This window comes from Acrocarpospora sp. B8E8, assembly GCF_039871605.1.
GTDB lineage: Bacteria > Actinomycetota > Actinomycetes > Streptosporangiales > Streptosporangiaceae > Acrocarpospora > Acrocarpospora macrocephala.
In genome coordinates this window covers 1-14,514 of the sequence record NZ_JBDPLV010000036.1, presented here as the reverse complement: position 1 = coordinate 14,514, position 14,514 = coordinate 1, and the positions used below count along the sequence as shown (strand labels likewise).

Annotated in this window: 12 protein-coding genes; 7 read left to right on the top strand and 5 right to left on the bottom strand. The window is 63.4% G+C overall.

What is annotated here, in order from left to right; genetic code table 11:
- Positions 1-44 precede the first annotated feature (44 nt).
- The 3 genes from ABGB08_RS30335 to ABGB08_RS30325 all read left to right on the top strand — a co-directional run bounded on the left by ABGB08_RS30335 (position 45) and on the right by ABGB08_RS30325 (position 1,731).
- Complete coding sequence (locus tag ABGB08_RS30335; protein ID WP_347596823.1) at positions 45-329, top strand: PepSY domain-containing protein; 285 nt, start codon at positions 45-47, stop codon at positions 327-329.
- A 162-nt stretch (positions 330-491) separates the two neighbouring features.
- A complete protein-coding gene (locus ABGB08_RS30330; RefSeq protein ID WP_347596820.1) occupies positions 492-1,214 on the top strand; it encodes a dienelactone hydrolase family protein in 723 nt (240 codons plus the stop codon).
- A 157-nt stretch (positions 1,215-1,371) separates the two neighbouring features.
- On the top strand, positions 1,372-1,731 hold the full coding sequence (locus ABGB08_RS30325) for a hypothetical protein (protein WP_347596817.1): 360 nt from the start codon (positions 1,372-1,374) through the stop codon (positions 1,729-1,731).
- Here ABGB08_RS30325 and ABGB08_RS30320 read toward each other — a convergent pair.
- On the bottom strand, positions 1,728-2,363 hold the full coding sequence (locus ABGB08_RS30320) for a DUF4240 domain-containing protein (RefSeq protein ID WP_347596814.1): 636 nt from the start codon (positions 2,361-2,363) through the stop codon (positions 1,728-1,730). The two genes, ABGB08_RS30325 and ABGB08_RS30320, sit on opposite strands and share 4 nt — an antisense overlap.
- A 758-nt stretch (positions 2,364-3,121) precedes the next feature.
- Positions 3,122-6,724, bottom strand: a complete 3,603-nt coding sequence (metH, locus tag ABGB08_RS30315) for a methionine synthase (RefSeq protein ID WP_347596811.1) — start codon at positions 6,722-6,724, stop codon at positions 3,122-3,124.
- Positions 6,725-6,951: 227 nt separating this feature from the next.
- Between metH and ABGB08_RS30310 the strand changes: the two genes are divergently transcribed.
- A complete protein-coding gene (locus tag ABGB08_RS30310) occupies positions 6,952-8,889 on the top strand; it encodes an ATP-binding protein (RefSeq protein WP_347596808.1) in 1,938 nt (645 codons plus the stop codon).
- Entirely contained in the window at positions 8,886-9,203 is a 318-nt protein-coding gene (locus ABGB08_RS30305) for an ATP-binding protein (RefSeq protein ID WP_347596807.1), read from the top strand. Before ABGB08_RS30310 ends, ABGB08_RS30305 begins: the two co-directional genes overlap by 4 nt.
- A gap of 21 nt (positions 9,204-9,224) precedes the next feature.
- Here ABGB08_RS30305 and ABGB08_RS30300 read toward each other — a convergent pair whose 3' ends face one another.
- Both ABGB08_RS30300 and ABGB08_RS30295 read right to left on the bottom strand, forming a co-directional pair.
- Positions 9,225-9,674 (bottom strand): PIN domain-containing protein, encoded by a 450-nt coding sequence (locus ABGB08_RS30300; RefSeq protein ID WP_347596804.1) that lies wholly within the window; start codon positions 9,672-9,674, stop codon positions 9,225-9,227.
- Positions 9,659-9,865 (bottom strand): CopG family transcriptional regulator, encoded by a 207-nt coding sequence (locus ABGB08_RS30295; RefSeq protein ID WP_347596802.1) that lies wholly within the window; start codon positions 9,863-9,865, stop codon positions 9,659-9,661. The genes ABGB08_RS30300 and ABGB08_RS30295 overlap by 16 nt, the downstream gene beginning before the upstream one ends.
- 1,375 nt (positions 9,866-11,240) lie before the next feature.
- Here ABGB08_RS30295 and ABGB08_RS30290 point away from each other — a divergent pair.
- Positions 11,241-12,404, top strand: coding sequence for a DUF262 domain-containing protein (locus ABGB08_RS30290; RefSeq protein WP_347596799.1), 1,164 nt, complete (start codon positions 11,241-11,243; stop codon positions 12,402-12,404).
- Positions 12,404-13,081, top strand: a complete 678-nt coding sequence (locus tag ABGB08_RS30285) for an MAE_28990/MAE_18760 family HEPN-like nuclease (protein WP_347596796.1) — start codon at positions 12,404-12,406, stop codon at positions 13,079-13,081. The genes ABGB08_RS30290 and ABGB08_RS30285 overlap by 1 nt, the downstream gene beginning before the upstream one ends.
- Positions 13,082-14,173: 1,092 nt before the next feature.
- Here the strand turns inward: ABGB08_RS30285 and ABGB08_RS30280 are convergent.
- The coding region (locus ABGB08_RS30280; protein WP_347596793.1) for a hypothetical protein at positions 14,174-14,514 on the bottom strand (341 nt) is incomplete at its 5' end.

Here is a 14,514-nt window from a genome sequence, read left to right as displayed (position 1 = left end):
GTGGCAAAGCGCGCCTATAGCCAACCCCAAGCCACCGTAAAGCCATGAGAATCAAACCCGCCCTCGTCGGCGCCCTGACCGCGTCCGCCCTCCTGCTCACCGGCGCCACCGCCGCCTCCGCGACGGCCCAGGCCGACATCACTCGCGCCAAGGCCATCAAGATCGCCAAAAAGGCGGTTCCCGGTGGCCGCGTGACCGACGTGGAACGTGAATACGAGCACGGCTACCGCACCTGGAAAATCGAACTCCAGAAGGGCCGCTGGGAGTACGACCTCTACATCGCCATCAAGACCGGCAAGGTCATCAAGATGAAGATCGACCGCGACTGACGCACGACCGCCCTGGGAAGCGCGCCCTGGATCCGATCTGAGGGGCGTGCTTCCCGGGCCGTACAACCAAGGAAGTTCTCCGGCCACCAGGTATTTCGTACGAACGCCGAATACACCGCATAGGGTCACGCTCAAACGCAAGGGTTACGAGCGGGAGCCCACATGACCGAGATCGACCTGACCCAGCAAGCCGCCCAATTCGGCGGATCCCAACCCTTGCGCGGATATCTCGCGACACCTCCAGGCGAGGGCCCTTGGCCCGGCCTGGTGATGATCCACGAGATCATGGGCCTGGAGCCGATGATGCTCCGCCACGCCGACCGCATGGCCCAATCCGGCTACCTGACCCTGGCCGTCGACCTGTTCAGCGCGGGCGGCCCCCGCCGCTGCCTCGTCTCCACCATGCGCGCCCTCAACAAACGCGAAGGCCGCCCCTTCGCCGACATCGAAACCGCCAGAACCTGGCTGACCACATCCCCGGATTGCACCGGAAAAATCGGCGTAATCGGCTTCTGCATGGGCGGCGCCTTCGCCCTCCTCACCACCACAACCGGCTTCGCCGCCGCCTCCACGAACTACGGCCCGCTCCCCCGCGACCTCGACACCACCCTCACCGGCTCCTGCCCCATCGTCGCCACGTACGGCGCCCGCGACCGCACCCTCAGAAACGCGGCCCCCAAACTAGAATCCGCCCTCACCAAAGCCAACATCCCGCACGACGTGAAGGAATACGCCACCGCGGGCCACGCCTTCCTCAACGAAGAACTCTCCGGCCCCCGCCTCCTCCGCCCCCTCCTCCGCGTAGCCGGCATCGGCCCCGACCCCACCTCGGCCCCCGACGCCTGGCACCGAATCACCACCTTCTTCGCCCACCACCTGCACTAACGTGCCCGCTCCGACAGAAGGGTAAATGGATTTCACCTTCAAGGGTGAAACTGATTTAGTGAGGTCGAGGGGCTCGATGACAAGCCGGACAACATCATCGGCAGGTCTCGTCAGTGGACAGGGACTTCCACAAGGTCGATAAGAATCAGGAGATCCCGTGACTCTGCCAAAGAAGGGCTCCCGCCTCATCACTGTCGGTGACACGTCATACCGCTGGCGGGTTCGCCACAAGCCCACCTATGACCAGGGGATGGGCTGGTCACCCATGGCATTCGGCGTCCAGCTGGCCGCCGACCCCGGCAGCGTCCTCATGGTGACCCTCCCCTACCACCGCCTAGACAACTGGCTGTACCTCGAAGGCGTCAGCGTTCGCCCCGCTCTCGTCGCGAGGTGCATCACGGTGGCGCTTGGCGAGGGATGGGCGCCTGAACGTCCCGGAAGTGCCTACCGGCTGAAGGTCACGCAAGAGCAGAGTGTCGAGTGGGCCGTACCCGTGGTGAATCCGCTCTATCTTTAGAGTTCGCCTGAGTTTCGGTAGCGGGCGATCCGGGGGAGCTTGCGCGCCAATTCCTGATCATCACCTAGATCCCAGTGTTCGCCTCGAAGATCACTACCATCGACTCCCAGCATGAGCGGGAATTCGGAGCGGATTCCCCGAGCACGAACAGCCTCGAAGACGTCGTCGTCGCCTTCTCCAGTGACCTTCGCGTAAGCGTCAAACGCCACGTAGGCCAGCAATTCGAACTCGTACCGGTCCTCCTCCGTCCAGGTCGACTCTTTCTGCTTTCTCCGTGAGAGGTGGTAATACGCGTACTCCCCCTTCCGCGCGGCAAGCACCTGGGGCTGCTCGATGAGATGATCCGGGCAATCGGCTACGGCCTCGAACGTCGCACGGCCCAAACTGATCAGCCAGTACACGAGGTACTCGAACCCGTCGATCGACCCGCTCCCGAATACAAACCAGTACCCCGCGTACAGATCGAACCTGCAGCCGCGATTCGCGGTCACGTCCCAGCAGGCCTGATAGTCGACGATCTCCTCGACCGACCGACGGCAGAGCTCACCTTCCAACCAAGCCAAGCGTTCCTTCCGGCTTGCGGCCTCACGACCGGAACGTTCGATCAGATCCCAGAAACCCTCGATATCCATGGGGCGCAATGCTCCCAGTCGCGAACCCCGCTGCCAAGATCGCGTGTGGCGGTCAGGAGCCGGCGTTCTGCTTCGGCCAGCAAGACACCGCAGCGGGCGGCGTAGTCGGCCACCTGGTCACGGTTGATCCGGCCGACGGTGAATTAGCGCAAGGTGCGCCAGCAGGACCACCAGCTCCACCCCTGATCTGGAATCCCACCGCCCCAACGTCGGGCTAATCAACCTCAACCGCATGTCAAGGGCCCCCCAGCCGTTAAGCATGCGTCGTTCGCATTTGCTGATTTCGACATCGGGATCTTCTGTGCTGAGGCGCCTTAAGGCCAGCCGAGTTCACGTCTTAGTCACGCTCCCGGTTTGCAGGGAGCCCGGCTCCCTGGTCAGTCGCAGGCGACCCGGCATAAAAATCCTGGAGTCACAATGTCTTAACTCCATTGCCCTGTGACATACCCGACATAGCGTCAAGGTAATGGACAGCTGACCGCTGGAAGGCCAATGCCATGACCGATGTGCAATGGGGCGGATTTTGGTTCGCCTGCATCGTGATCCTTATCCTCGTAATGGCGTGGAACAGTGGATCGCGCCATCCGAAGTCGAAATGCGGGCGGTGTGATGGCTCGGGGAAGCTGTACTCCGCCTTTCTGCCCTGGCGTTGGAGGGATTGCCCAAACTGCAAGGGGGGCACCTACGATCGCAGCAACAAGAAGTAGGCGAGGCCGCCGACCAGCCGCAGTGATCGGCAGCCGCTCGATTCTGCCCGGTCAGGTTGGGTCGTAGGCGAGGTTGGGGCGGAGCCAGCGTTCCGCTTCTGCCAGGGGGACGCCGCGGCGGGCGGCGTAGTCGGCCACCTGGTCGCGGTTGATTCGGCCGACGGTGAAGTAGCGCGAGTCGGGGTGGGCCAGCAGGAGGCCGCTTACCGCGGCGGCCGGAGTCATCGCGTACGACTCGGTCAGGCCGATTCCCAGCGGTTCGGCGCCGAGCAGGTCGAAGAGTTCGCGCTTCTCGCTGTGGTCGGGGGTGGCCGGGTAGCCGAGTGCGGGGCGGATGCCGCGGAAGCGCTCGGCGTGGAGGTCCGGGATGGCGGGGTTGGCGTCGGGTTCGAACCAGTCGCGGCGTGCCCGCAGGTGGATGTACTCGGCGAACGCCTCGGCCAGGCGGTCGGCCAGGGCCTTCACCATGATGGCGCGGTAGTCGTCCTGCTCGGCCTCGTACGCGGCGGCGAGCTCGTCGGCGCCGTGGATGGCGACGGCGAAACCACCGAGATGGTCGTCGGCTGGGGCGACGAAATCGGCGAGGCAGCGGTTGGGGCGGCCTTCCGGCTTCGCGGTCTGCTGGCGGAGCATCGGCAGGCGGACGCCGTTCACCACGATGTCGTCGCCTTCGGCGTGGGCGGGCCAGAAGCCGTACACCCCGACTGTCTTGAATGAGCCGTCGGCGATGATCTGATCGAGCATCGTGTTCGCGTCGTCGAAGAGCTCGCGAGCCTCGGGCATGTCGAGGATCGCCGGGTACTTGCCCTTGAGCTCCCAGGCGAGGAAGAGGAACTGCCAGTCGATGAACTCCCGCAGCTCGGCGATCGAGGGCGTCACGGTGCGTACGCCGGTGAAGGCCGGCACGGGCAGATCGTCGAAGCTGATCTGGGACCGGTTGGCCCGGATCTGGGCAAGCGGGAGCAGCGGCTGCCGTACCCGCGATTCGTGCAGTTCGCGCAGGCGCGCCTGCTCTGCGCGGGTGTCGGCGGCGAGGGTCTCGGCCCGATCCTGGTCTAGCAGGTCGGAGACGACGCCGACCACCCGCGACGCGTCGAGGACGTGCAGCGTGGCGGAGTTGTAGGCCGGGGCGATCCGGACGGCGGTGTGCTGGCGCGAGGTGGTCGCGCCGCCGATGAGCAGCGGTGTCTTGAGCCCGCGCCGCTGCATCTCCGCGGCGACGGTCACCATCTCGTCCAGCGACGGGGTGATCAGTCCCGACAGCCCGATCACGTCGGCGTTCGCGGCGATCGCGGTGTCCAGGATGACCGACGCAGGCACCATCACCCCAAGGTCGATCACCTTGTAGTTGTTGCAGCCCAGCACGACCCCGACGATGTTCTTGCCGATGTCGTGCACGTCGCCCTTGACGGTGGCGAGCACGACGGTGCCCTGCCCGCGCCCCGGGTCCAGGCGCCCCTCCAGCCGGGCCTGCTCCTTCTCCGCCTCCATGTACGGCTCGAGGTAGGCGACCGACCGCTTCATCACGCGCGCGCTCTTCACCACCTGCGGCAGGAACATCTTGCCCGAGCCGAACAGGTCGCCCACGATCTTCATGCCGTCCATGAGCGGGCCCTCGATGACGTCCAGCGGGCGTTCCGCCTGCTGGCGGGCCTCCTCGGTGTCGGCCTCGATGAAGTCCACGATGCCGTGCACCAAAGCGTGGGCGAGTCGCTCCCGCACCGGCGCGTCCCGCCAGGCCAGGTCGACCACGCGGGCGGTGCCGCGGCCGCTCACCGTCTCGGCGAAGGAGACCAGCCGGTCGGTGGCGTCGGCCCGGCGATCGAAGATCACGTCCTCGACGAGTTCCAGCAGGTCGGCCGGGATGTCCTGGTAGACGGCGAGCTGGCCCGCGTTGACGATGCCCATGTCGAGCCCGGCTCGTACCGCATGGAAGAGGAACGCGGAGTGCATCGCCTCGCGGACCACGTCGTTGCCGCGGAAGGAGAAGGAGAGGTTGGAGATGCCGCCGCTGGTCCTGGCCCCGGGGCAGCGCTCCTTGATGAGCGGCAGGGCGTCGATGAACGCCTTGGCGTACCCGTTGTGCTCGGCGATGCCGGTGGCCACGGCCAGCACGTTGGGGTCGAAGACGATGTCCTCCGCGGCGAAGCCGGCCTGCTGGGTGAGCAGGTCGTACGCGCGGCCGCAGATGGCCACTTTACGCTCGGTGGTGTCGGCCTGGCCCTGCTCGTCGAAGGCCATCACCACGACACCGGCGCCGTAGTCGCGTACCCGCCGGGCCTGGGCGAGGAAGGGCTCCTCGCCCTCCTTGAGGCTGATCGAGTTGACCACGCCCTTGCCCTGGACACACTTGAGCCCCGCTTCGAGGACGCTCCACTTCGAGCTGTCCACCATGATCGGAACTCGGGCCACTTCCGGCTCGGTGGCGATGAGATTGAGGAACGTGGTCATCGCCTGCTCGCTGTCGAGCAGGTCGGCGTCCATGTTCACGTCGAGAATGTTCGCCCCGCCGCGCACCTGCTCCAAGGCCACGTCCACCGCGCCCTGGTGGTCGCCGCCCTCAATGAGCCGCCGGAATCGAGCGGAGCCGGTGACGTTGGTCCGCTCGCCGATCATGACGAAGCCCGTGTCCGGCCCGATCGCGAACGGCTCCAGGCCGCTGAACCGGGTGGCCTTGCCGGGCGCGGGGATCTCGCGCGGAGCGAGCCCGGCAACCGCCGACGCGACGCGCTCGATGTGGGCCGGGGTCGTCCCGCAGCAACCGCCGACGATGTTCACCATGCCCGCACCGACGAAGTCGGCCAGCAGTTCGGCGGTCTCCTGCGGCGTCTGGTCGTAGCCGCCGAACGCGTTGGGCAGGCCCGCGTTGGGGTGGGACGCCACGTACGTCCCGGCGAGTCGGGCCAGTTCGGCCACGTGCGGCCGCATCTCGGTCGCGCCCAGCGAGCAGTTCACGCCGACCACCAGCGGCTCGGCCCGCTCGATGGAACGCCAGAACGCCTCGACGGTCTGCCCCGACAGGGTGCGCCCGCTGAGATCCACGATGGTCACCGAGATCCACAAAGGCAGGTCGGGAGCGACCTCGCGGGCGGCGGCGATGGCGGCCTTGGCGTTGAGCGTGTCAAAGATCGTCTCGACGAGCAGCAGGTCCACCCCGCCCTCGGCCAGCGCCTCGATCTGCTCCGCGTAGGCGGCGCGCACGTCGTCGAACGTCACCGCGCGGTAGGCCGGGTCGTCCACCCGTGGCGAGAGGGAGAGCGTGACGTTCAGCGGTCCGATCGACCCGGCCACGAACCTGCCGCCGAACTCGTCGGCCGCCTGCCGGGCGAGCTGCGCGCCGCGCAGGTTCATTTCCCGTACGTAGGCTTCGGCGCCGTAGTCGGCCTGCCCCACGCGCGTCGCGGTGAACGTGTTCGTGGTGGTGATGTCGGCGCCGGCGGCCAGATACTGCCGGTGCACGTCGAGGATGAGGTCCGGCCGGGTGATGTTGAGAATGTCCGGGTCGCCGGTGAGATCACGCTCGTGGTCGGCGAAGCGCTCACCCCGGTAGTCCTCAGGGGCCAGATTCGCGCCTTGAAGCATCGTGCCCCACGCGCCGTCCAGGACGGCGACCCGCTCGCTCAGCAGGTTCCGCAGCGCATTCGTCCGGTTCACAGAGAGGCTCCTCCCACGGTGGGAGGCGACCTTGAGAGGGTGGTTCCAGCCGAGCGTGGCGGGCTCCCGCCCGTTGCAGCGCCTCTCGACCTGTGTCGATATTACCCGAGCCCGGGATCCTTCTGCTGGAACTCAAAGATCTTGCGAGCAATCCGAGTAGCCCTTGAGCGTGCTCTGATCTAGCGATCTTGCGCGCGATTTCGCACGTCGTCTGGGATAGTGGCCGCGTGCGTACCGTTCACATCGAGGCTAAACCGGACCATCTACTGCGCCTTGCCAAGCAGAAGGACCCGGTGGGTGCGGTCGCGGAGATGATCTGGAACGCGCTGGACGCGGAAGCGAGCCTCGTCGTCGTCGACGTTGAGCTCAATGAGTTGGACGGTGTGGAGTCGGTTCGCGTTACCGACAACGGCCATGGCATGCCAAATGCCTCCTGCGCGAACTACTTCGGGGGCCTAGGCGGGTCCTGGAAGACCACCGCCAAGGTCTCCCCGGAGCTGAAGCGCGGGCTCCACGGGCGCAGCGGGCAAGGCAGGCTCCGCGCGTTCGCGCTCGGCGAGCAAGTTCGCTGGGTCACGGTCGCGAAGGCGGCAGACGGTCGGATCGAACGAACGGTGATCAGCGGAGCAGTCGACCGACCTGCTGATTTCGATATTTCCGAACCAGAGTACGTACGGGAGCCGTATGGGACGCGGGTGGAAGCGTCGGTCCCCGCGGACTTCGTTACCCGACTTACCCAGGACGACACAGCTCAGCAGCTGGCCTCGACCTTCGCGCCATTTCTGGCAGCCAATCTCGATGTGCGGATCGTCTATCAGGGCACGGCCCTTGATCCCGCCACAGTGTGGACCGACATGGCCGAATACCGGGTGCCCTGGCCAGACACGGACGGTCACACCGAACCAAGGCTCCGTGTCATCGAATGGCCGAAGGATGTCGGCCGGGTGCTCGCTCTCTGTGATGCCAATGGCGTCGTACTGGATGAACCCTCGCCTGGTATTCAAGCACCCGGTTACCACTTCACGGCGTACCTGCTCTGGGACGGCTTCGTCGAGCGTCGGAATGACCTGCCGCTGGCGGAGATGGATGAGATCGGCCCCCTCCTCGCGCTCGCGCGGGAAACGCTGCGTGCGCACGTCAAGAGACGCGACCAGGAGCGCCGAGTCAGGCTCATCCAGGAATGGAAGTCCGAGGGGGTCTATCCCTACTCCGAGGAGCCCGCCCAGCCAGCCCAGGCGGTCGAACGCGAGATGTTCGACGAGGTGGCCACCAGGATCTCTCGGCGTCTACCCGGCGTGACGCAGAGCAAGAGGACTACTCTGCGCCTTCTCCGCGAGATCATCTCTCGTGACCCGAGCGGCCTCTATCCGGTGCTGGACGAACTCTTCCGGCTGCCCCAGTCGGAACAGGAGGAGCTCAAACGAATCCTCCAGCGGACGAGCCTCTCCGAAGTGATCAAGGCAACCGGACAGGTAAGTGACCGGCTCGATTTCCTGGCGGCCCTGAAGAAACTCGTCTTCGAGCCAGAGATCAGCCGAACCATCAAGGAACGAAGCGAACTACACAAAATCCTGGAACGTGAGACCTGGATCTTCGGCGACGCCTACGCGCTGATGGTCAGCGACCAGAGCCTGGATGCGGTGCTGATACGTCATCTCAAAGAATTGGGCCGTGAGCCCGAGGATGGCGAGCTGAATCCGGTCCGTCGCGACGACGGCAGGACAGGCATCGTCGACCTCCTACTCGGACGCGCACACCGCGGAAGCGCCGGGCGAGAACACCTTGTAGTCGAGCTCAAGGCTCCCAAAGTCAAGATCGGCCAGGTAGAGGTCGCCCAGATCAAGAGTTACGCGGAGGCGATCGTCAGCGACCCGCAATTCCGTGACGCCCGCGTTGCCTGGGACTTCTGGGTCGTCTCAACCGAGATGACGGACATCGTCAGGCGGGATGCCAGCGCACCGAACCGCCCACCGGGCTGCATCGCCGAGTGGGAGGGAGGCGTACGCATTTGGGCCCGAACGTGGAGCGAGATCATCGACGACTGCGAGGATCGGCTTCATTTCTACCGGGAGCGGCTGAACCACGACCCGGCCGCGGAGCACGCTGTGGAATATCTTCAGCGAGTACACGGAGAAGTCGTACCGGACACGGTCGCGGTGAGGTGATCCGGGCCATTGCGGAGAACGCGATCCGGCACAACCTGCGGGACAGCGCGGCATGGGTGACCAGCCGGCGGCGCGGCGACATGGTGGAGTTGGTGGTCGAGAATACCGGCCCTGCCGTACCGGCCTACGAGATCGAGGCGATCTTCCAGCCGTTCCGGCGGCTACGCGGCGACCGGCTGAACTCCGACCGCGGCAGCGGCCTCGGCCTGTCGATCGTCCGGGCCATCGCCAGCGCGCACGACGGCACGGTCACCGCTCGGCCACGCGACGAGGGCGGCCTTGCCGTTACTGTGCGGCTGCCGTACGAGAAGTGATGGCTCGGCTACGACCGGCAGCTACCGGCCGATCTTGTCGACATGGACGGTCTGTACGCGCTCATGGCCCGCCGTCAAAGCGGTGAGGTGCGGCACGTCGGACGTGACGATCACGACAGGGCCTTCTTGGGCCAATGCCGTGGCCGCCACCATGGCGTCAACGGCCTGGTCCGTGGCCAGTCCCGCCGCGCCGATCAATTTCCCGGCCCGCTCCCCCAGTTCTTTACTGACCGGTTCGACCACCACACCCCCGAGGACACCATGTATCCCGGCGTCACGTGGTGTACCACGCAGCGCCTCAGCCAGAATGGCGGCTGACGTGAGGACACGCCGACCATCCAGGTGTGCCGCGTGCAATCGGACGTACATCGCCCTGTCCGTCGCCGCACGCGACAGGCCTTCGTTGTCGAGGATGAGCGCACCAAGCTCGCGCGGACGTACCCGCTGTCGGCGCTTCACGACCTCGGCCACTCAGCCCGCGCCGCCGCCAACTCCTCTTCGGTGACCGGGCCATGAAACTCCCGGAGCTCCGCTACCAGGTCTCCCAACCGATCGTGCTCCAGTTGCCGGACCAGCGCATGGGTGACATACGCCGAGACGTTGCCCTGCCCTGCCCGGGCCCGCAATTCGGCGGCAACATCTGAAGGCACGGTGATGCTCATCTTGTCGCTCCTCAACGGTTCACCCATACTCCAATCCTACCAGGGGGAGGATTGGCATGCCCAGACATCCGGCGCTCATGACCACCGGTTACATCATCCGCGACGTCTCCTGGCTCTGAACCGGCCAGGCATGCCGATCCGGCTTCACGCTCTACGCCCACATGATGCCGGGCTCCCACGATCACGCCCGGCAGGCAATCGACGACCGCCTGTTCTGGCCGCAGCCGATCTCTCGGAGCAGGGACCGAACAGTGATCGTTTAGGATGTCGAATCGGACACAAGGAACCCCGCCATCGAACCCCGTATGGCGGGGTTCCTGTATGTCAGGGGCTACTTCAGGAGTTGGCGGGCCATCACCATCCGCTGGATCTGGTTGGTGCCCTCGTAGATCTGGGTGTTCTCCGATGCACTCTTGGGCTACCTGCAAGAGCCCATGGATCTAGCCGTTGACCAGGGCATAAGCTTTCCGCGACCTTTCATCGGTTGCCGCCGGTTTCGGCGCTCCCACGGAACAGTCACGGAACAGACCATGATCAGGAGGCGCTCGGTGGCGCTTTCTAAAGGCTCTCGCCTCATCACCGCGAGTGATACGGCTTACTCTCGACCGCTGGCGCGTCTGCCACAAGCCCGCCCGCCTACGCCAAGGAAACCGCTCGACTCCTATGACTAATTGGAACAACGTCCCGGATCTTGAGCCTGTCGATGCTGACCATTTCCACATGTTCCCCACGGCCCGGAGCAGTCGGATCCACACCCTAGCGGGGGGGTAGCTCCCACGACAGGTCGCCAGACACTTCCCGCGCCGCCCTCCTCCCCCCGCTCTTCCTGGAAGATCGCCGACCACTCGCAAGGCAACTGGCTGGCCTATCCGGCCCAGCTGACCTCTTCTCTATCAGGACCATCCGGGCCGTGACTAGGGGACTACCATCCGACCGTGACCAAGTGCCGGAGCACGTGAACGCGAGGCGTTGTGTGCCTCCGTTGCAGTACGCGTTGCAGTACTTCCGCCAACCCCGGCCTACGTGTCCGTTGGGTTGGAGCTGAGAAACGAAGTCCCAACCCGCCGATCGCCCCCAACCACCTACGGCGGCCGACCGAAGTCAGGCGATCGTAAGGGAGAAACGGTCTACGGACGCCGCAGCGGTTGCCACACCTACTCCACACCGCCCTCCGACGAGTACGTGTATGACCACCCGGAGGTTAAAGTGCGCGTCCTGGAGTGGCCCACCTCTCTCGAGGTGGCGGAGGACGTGGGCGAGGCTGTGTCACAGGCTGGTATCTATCGCTGATCCCGAACGCTTAACCAGCGCCAAGTCTCTCCGATCATGTGCCGACTAGATACCCTAAGCCGTGGAACCCTCCTCGAGGAGAAATATGACTACTGATCCTACTTTGAGCCAAGATGTCCGGCTCATCGATGCGGTTGACAACAAAGTATCGAATGTCCGAACGCGACAGCTCGATATCTCATTCAACGAGCTAGCAGACATGTACACAACAGGTGAGCTAGTTATCCAACCGGAATATCAACGCTTGTTTAGGTGGACCCCCGGCGCCCAATCTCGTTTTATTGAGACCCTAATTCTCGAACTACCGATCCCCCCAATATTCCTGATGGAGGTTGAGGAGAACGTTTTCGAACTCATTGATGGGCTTCAGCGGATTTCATCGTATCTAAACTTCCGTGGCTTGCTTCCTCCGAAGGAAGGGGCCGAAAAAGGACCCCTAAGGCTGGAAGACTGTGACATCGTCACAGAGTTGAATGATCATACCTACGATACGCTGCCGGCGGCCCTCTCCCGGCGACTGAAAAGAAACTTTATACGGGCTGAGATCCTGAGAAAGGAGAGCGATCGCCGACTGCGCTATTACATGTTTAAGCGGCTCAACTCCGGTGGGGAGTCGCTCGAGGCTCAAGAGATTCGCAATTGCACAATTCGTCTACTAAGCGCCGACTTCAATGACACAATCATCCGTTTGTCCAAGACGCCCAGTTTCCGCTACTGTACAGGAACTGTGGCAGAGGGCCAAAGAGAGAAGAGGTATGACCAGGAGTTGGTACTCCGCTTCTTTGCATTCTTGCATTGGGGGGGAAGATATCGCCATGAGGTGGGAGATTTTCTCACCGATTACATGGAGGCGGCTTCCGGTCTTGTTCCGGATGGCGACGTTAACCCCTTCACGCCAGAAACGGCTGAACCCATTTTCTTGCGCACTTTCGAGGTGCTTGCAGCTGCGGGGGGAGCATGTGCTGCGGAATTGGGGCAACGCATATTCGGGTCTGTTGACTCAAAGCAGAACATTCGAGGGCAATTTGCGGTCTACCACTTCGAGGGCCTCGCGCTAGGAATTCAGCCAATTCTTGGTGAGCTAGATCCCCAAAATTCAAATCAGATGGAACGCCTTGGGCGCCTCATAGCTGAAATAAAGAAATCTCCGGGCATGCGATCTCTAACTGGCGGGGGGAAGAACACTGCCCAAGCGTACAGGCAGCGTATCGACTACTTTTCCGAAAAACTCTCCGCCATACTTCAGTGATGTCAACCAGAGAAGCCGCGGCGATACGGGCTGTATTAGAGAATGAGTTAACATGGCGCCGAGATGAGATCCGGCACTTGCGGAATCTATTTACGTCCGCGAAAATTGAAGCGGATGCAGTGCGCCGACGAGCGCTATTAGTCATGCTCTATGCGCATCTTGAAGGTTTCGCCAAATTCTCGCTTGAGCAGTATGCCATCGTGATTAATAACGCCCAAGTGCAGATCATGCATTTAAAGCCTCAACTTTATGCGGCCTGTCTCGTTGATCGGTTTAAAAATTATCGGGCATCTGAAGTGGCAGACCCTTACGACTCATCAGCTACTCGCGCTCGACAAGTAATGAAGGATGCTGAGCTAATACAAGCTATTATTGGACTTCAGGGCCAAATTGCAACTATTGATGCCCGTTCTGTCGCGTCCGCAGACTCCAATCTTTCCGCGTCCGTGTTAAGACGTAACCTGGCGCTCCTTGCTCTTGACGAAAGCGATTTTCATCAGTTTACGAGCACGATGGATGGCCTCCTGAAACTTAGGAACAATATTGCTCACGGAGAGCGTGCTACGTTGCCAAGCGACCCGGCGTTCCTGAAGCTAGAGGGGCGAATATTTGGCCTCTGCGAAACTCTTATGCGGGAAATTTATCAATCTGTGAGAGATGAGACCTACTTGCGTTGATCACCCCTTCGATTGATGCTGCCATAACGGCTTCGGACTGGTTCAGAAAGGCTGTGCCGCGGTCGATCACTGCGACCCATGTTCGGCCGCATGCGAGAACGGCCTCTCGGCAGAGCGCAGGGCCGCGCGGCACAAAGTGCCGACCTTGATCACCTATGAGAACAATTCGGCATTACGCTTTGCGGCCAGCTCTCGAATCTGCGAGAGCAGAACTTGGCTCAGCGGCTTCAAGACCACTCTGCGTGGTGCCAGTACCTAGTCTCTGACCTGCGTCCAAACTCAAGCTGAGCATGACTCCTCGCAAGATCATCCCGCGCATATCCCGCGCGGCAGGGCCTCCCGACTCCCACCAAGATCTGGTTGTCTCCGATGCGCTCTTGGGCGGTCGGCGTTAGCGAATCCGTTGGAAAGATTGCCATGCGAGCCATGCCAACACGGTGCCGAGGCCCGACGAAGGAGGGCACGGCGTCGATCGCCCCGACCCTGTACGACGCGCACCGAAGTGAGCGATCGTTGCGGCCTGGCCACCCGATGCCTTAAGTGGAAGCCTGCGCGGATCGCGGTCATGCCATAAGGCCGGAAGAGAAGGGACGTACTACACTTTCTTCAAGATGTCCCAAGACGTCCTTAGTCGCGGTGTAGAGGGACTATAGCGCTGTACGAGGCTCAACGACGTATCGCCAAAGACGTCGGGAGTCGATATGCACCCCCTATGCAGTAACCCTCCGATCGCGTGTGCGCACCTGGTCAACACGGGACTGGCCGCCAACGCGGTGGCGGCGCCGGCTGTTGCCATAGCGATTGCAAACGAGGGTGCGTGATGGAGCGGCCTGCGGCGGTACCACGGATCCCGGGAATCCAGATGAGCTCGGCGGCGACTGAGCAAGGCTCGACCTTGGAGATTGGACAGCAACAGTACGTGCACTTGGTGCGGCTGGCGTGGGATCTGCACACGCTGGGGGTGAGTCCGGCTGTTGAGCTTGGGCCTGAGCGGGTGCCCGCGGTGCGGATCTCGCGGGCGCGTGGCCCGATACGGGTGATGGCGTGGTTTACGGATGGAGCTTGGGTTTTCACCTGGGGCCGCAGCCGGGATCAGCGTATCGAGGTGTTCGACACCAGGGCGGCGGCGCGGATTGCAAGGCTGGCAGAGGAATGACCGAGCTGTTCCCCGAATCCCCGCTCAGAGCCGAGTTGCCGCATCGGGAGCATGTCCGAAAGCTGGTCGATGAGGTGTTGTGGGGCAGGCTGACGCGGCGGATCGTGCATGAGCATCCGGGTCTTTATCTGCCTGCGGCCGAGCGTGTCATGAATGAGTCCTTCGTGCCCCGGGGTGACGCCGCTGCGGCGTGAAAAGGGGAGGCTGTCCCGCCGTACTCCGGATCGTGATGCGCGGGCGGTGGCCTGATCGGCAAGGCTGTGGGCGGCGAGGTCGT

Bases quoted from the DNA above. Each gene is read 5' to 3' on its own strand.
- ABGB08_RS30285 (WP_347596796.1), top strand. From the start codon at position 12,404: ATGTCAACCAGAGAAGCCGCGGCGATACGGGCTGTATTAGAGAATGAG.
- ABGB08_RS30320 (WP_347596814.1), bottom strand. From the start codon at position 2,363: ATGGATATCGAGGGTTTCTGGGATCTGATCGAACGTTCCGGTCGTGAG.
- ABGB08_RS30330 (WP_347596820.1), top strand. From the start codon at position 492: ATGACCGAGATCGACCTGACCCAGCAAGCCGCCCAATTCGGCGGATCC.
- ABGB08_RS30335 (WP_347596823.1), top strand. From the start codon at position 45: ATGAGAATCAAACCCGCCCTCGTCGGCGCCCTGACCGCGTCCGCCCTC.
- ABGB08_RS30295 (WP_347596802.1), bottom strand. From the start codon at position 9,865: ATGAGCATCACCGTGCCTTCAGATGTTGCCGCCGAATTGCGGGCCCGG.
- ABGB08_RS30290 (WP_347596799.1), top strand. From the start codon at position 11,241: ATGACTACTGATCCTACTTTGAGCCAAGATGTCCGGCTCATCGATGCG.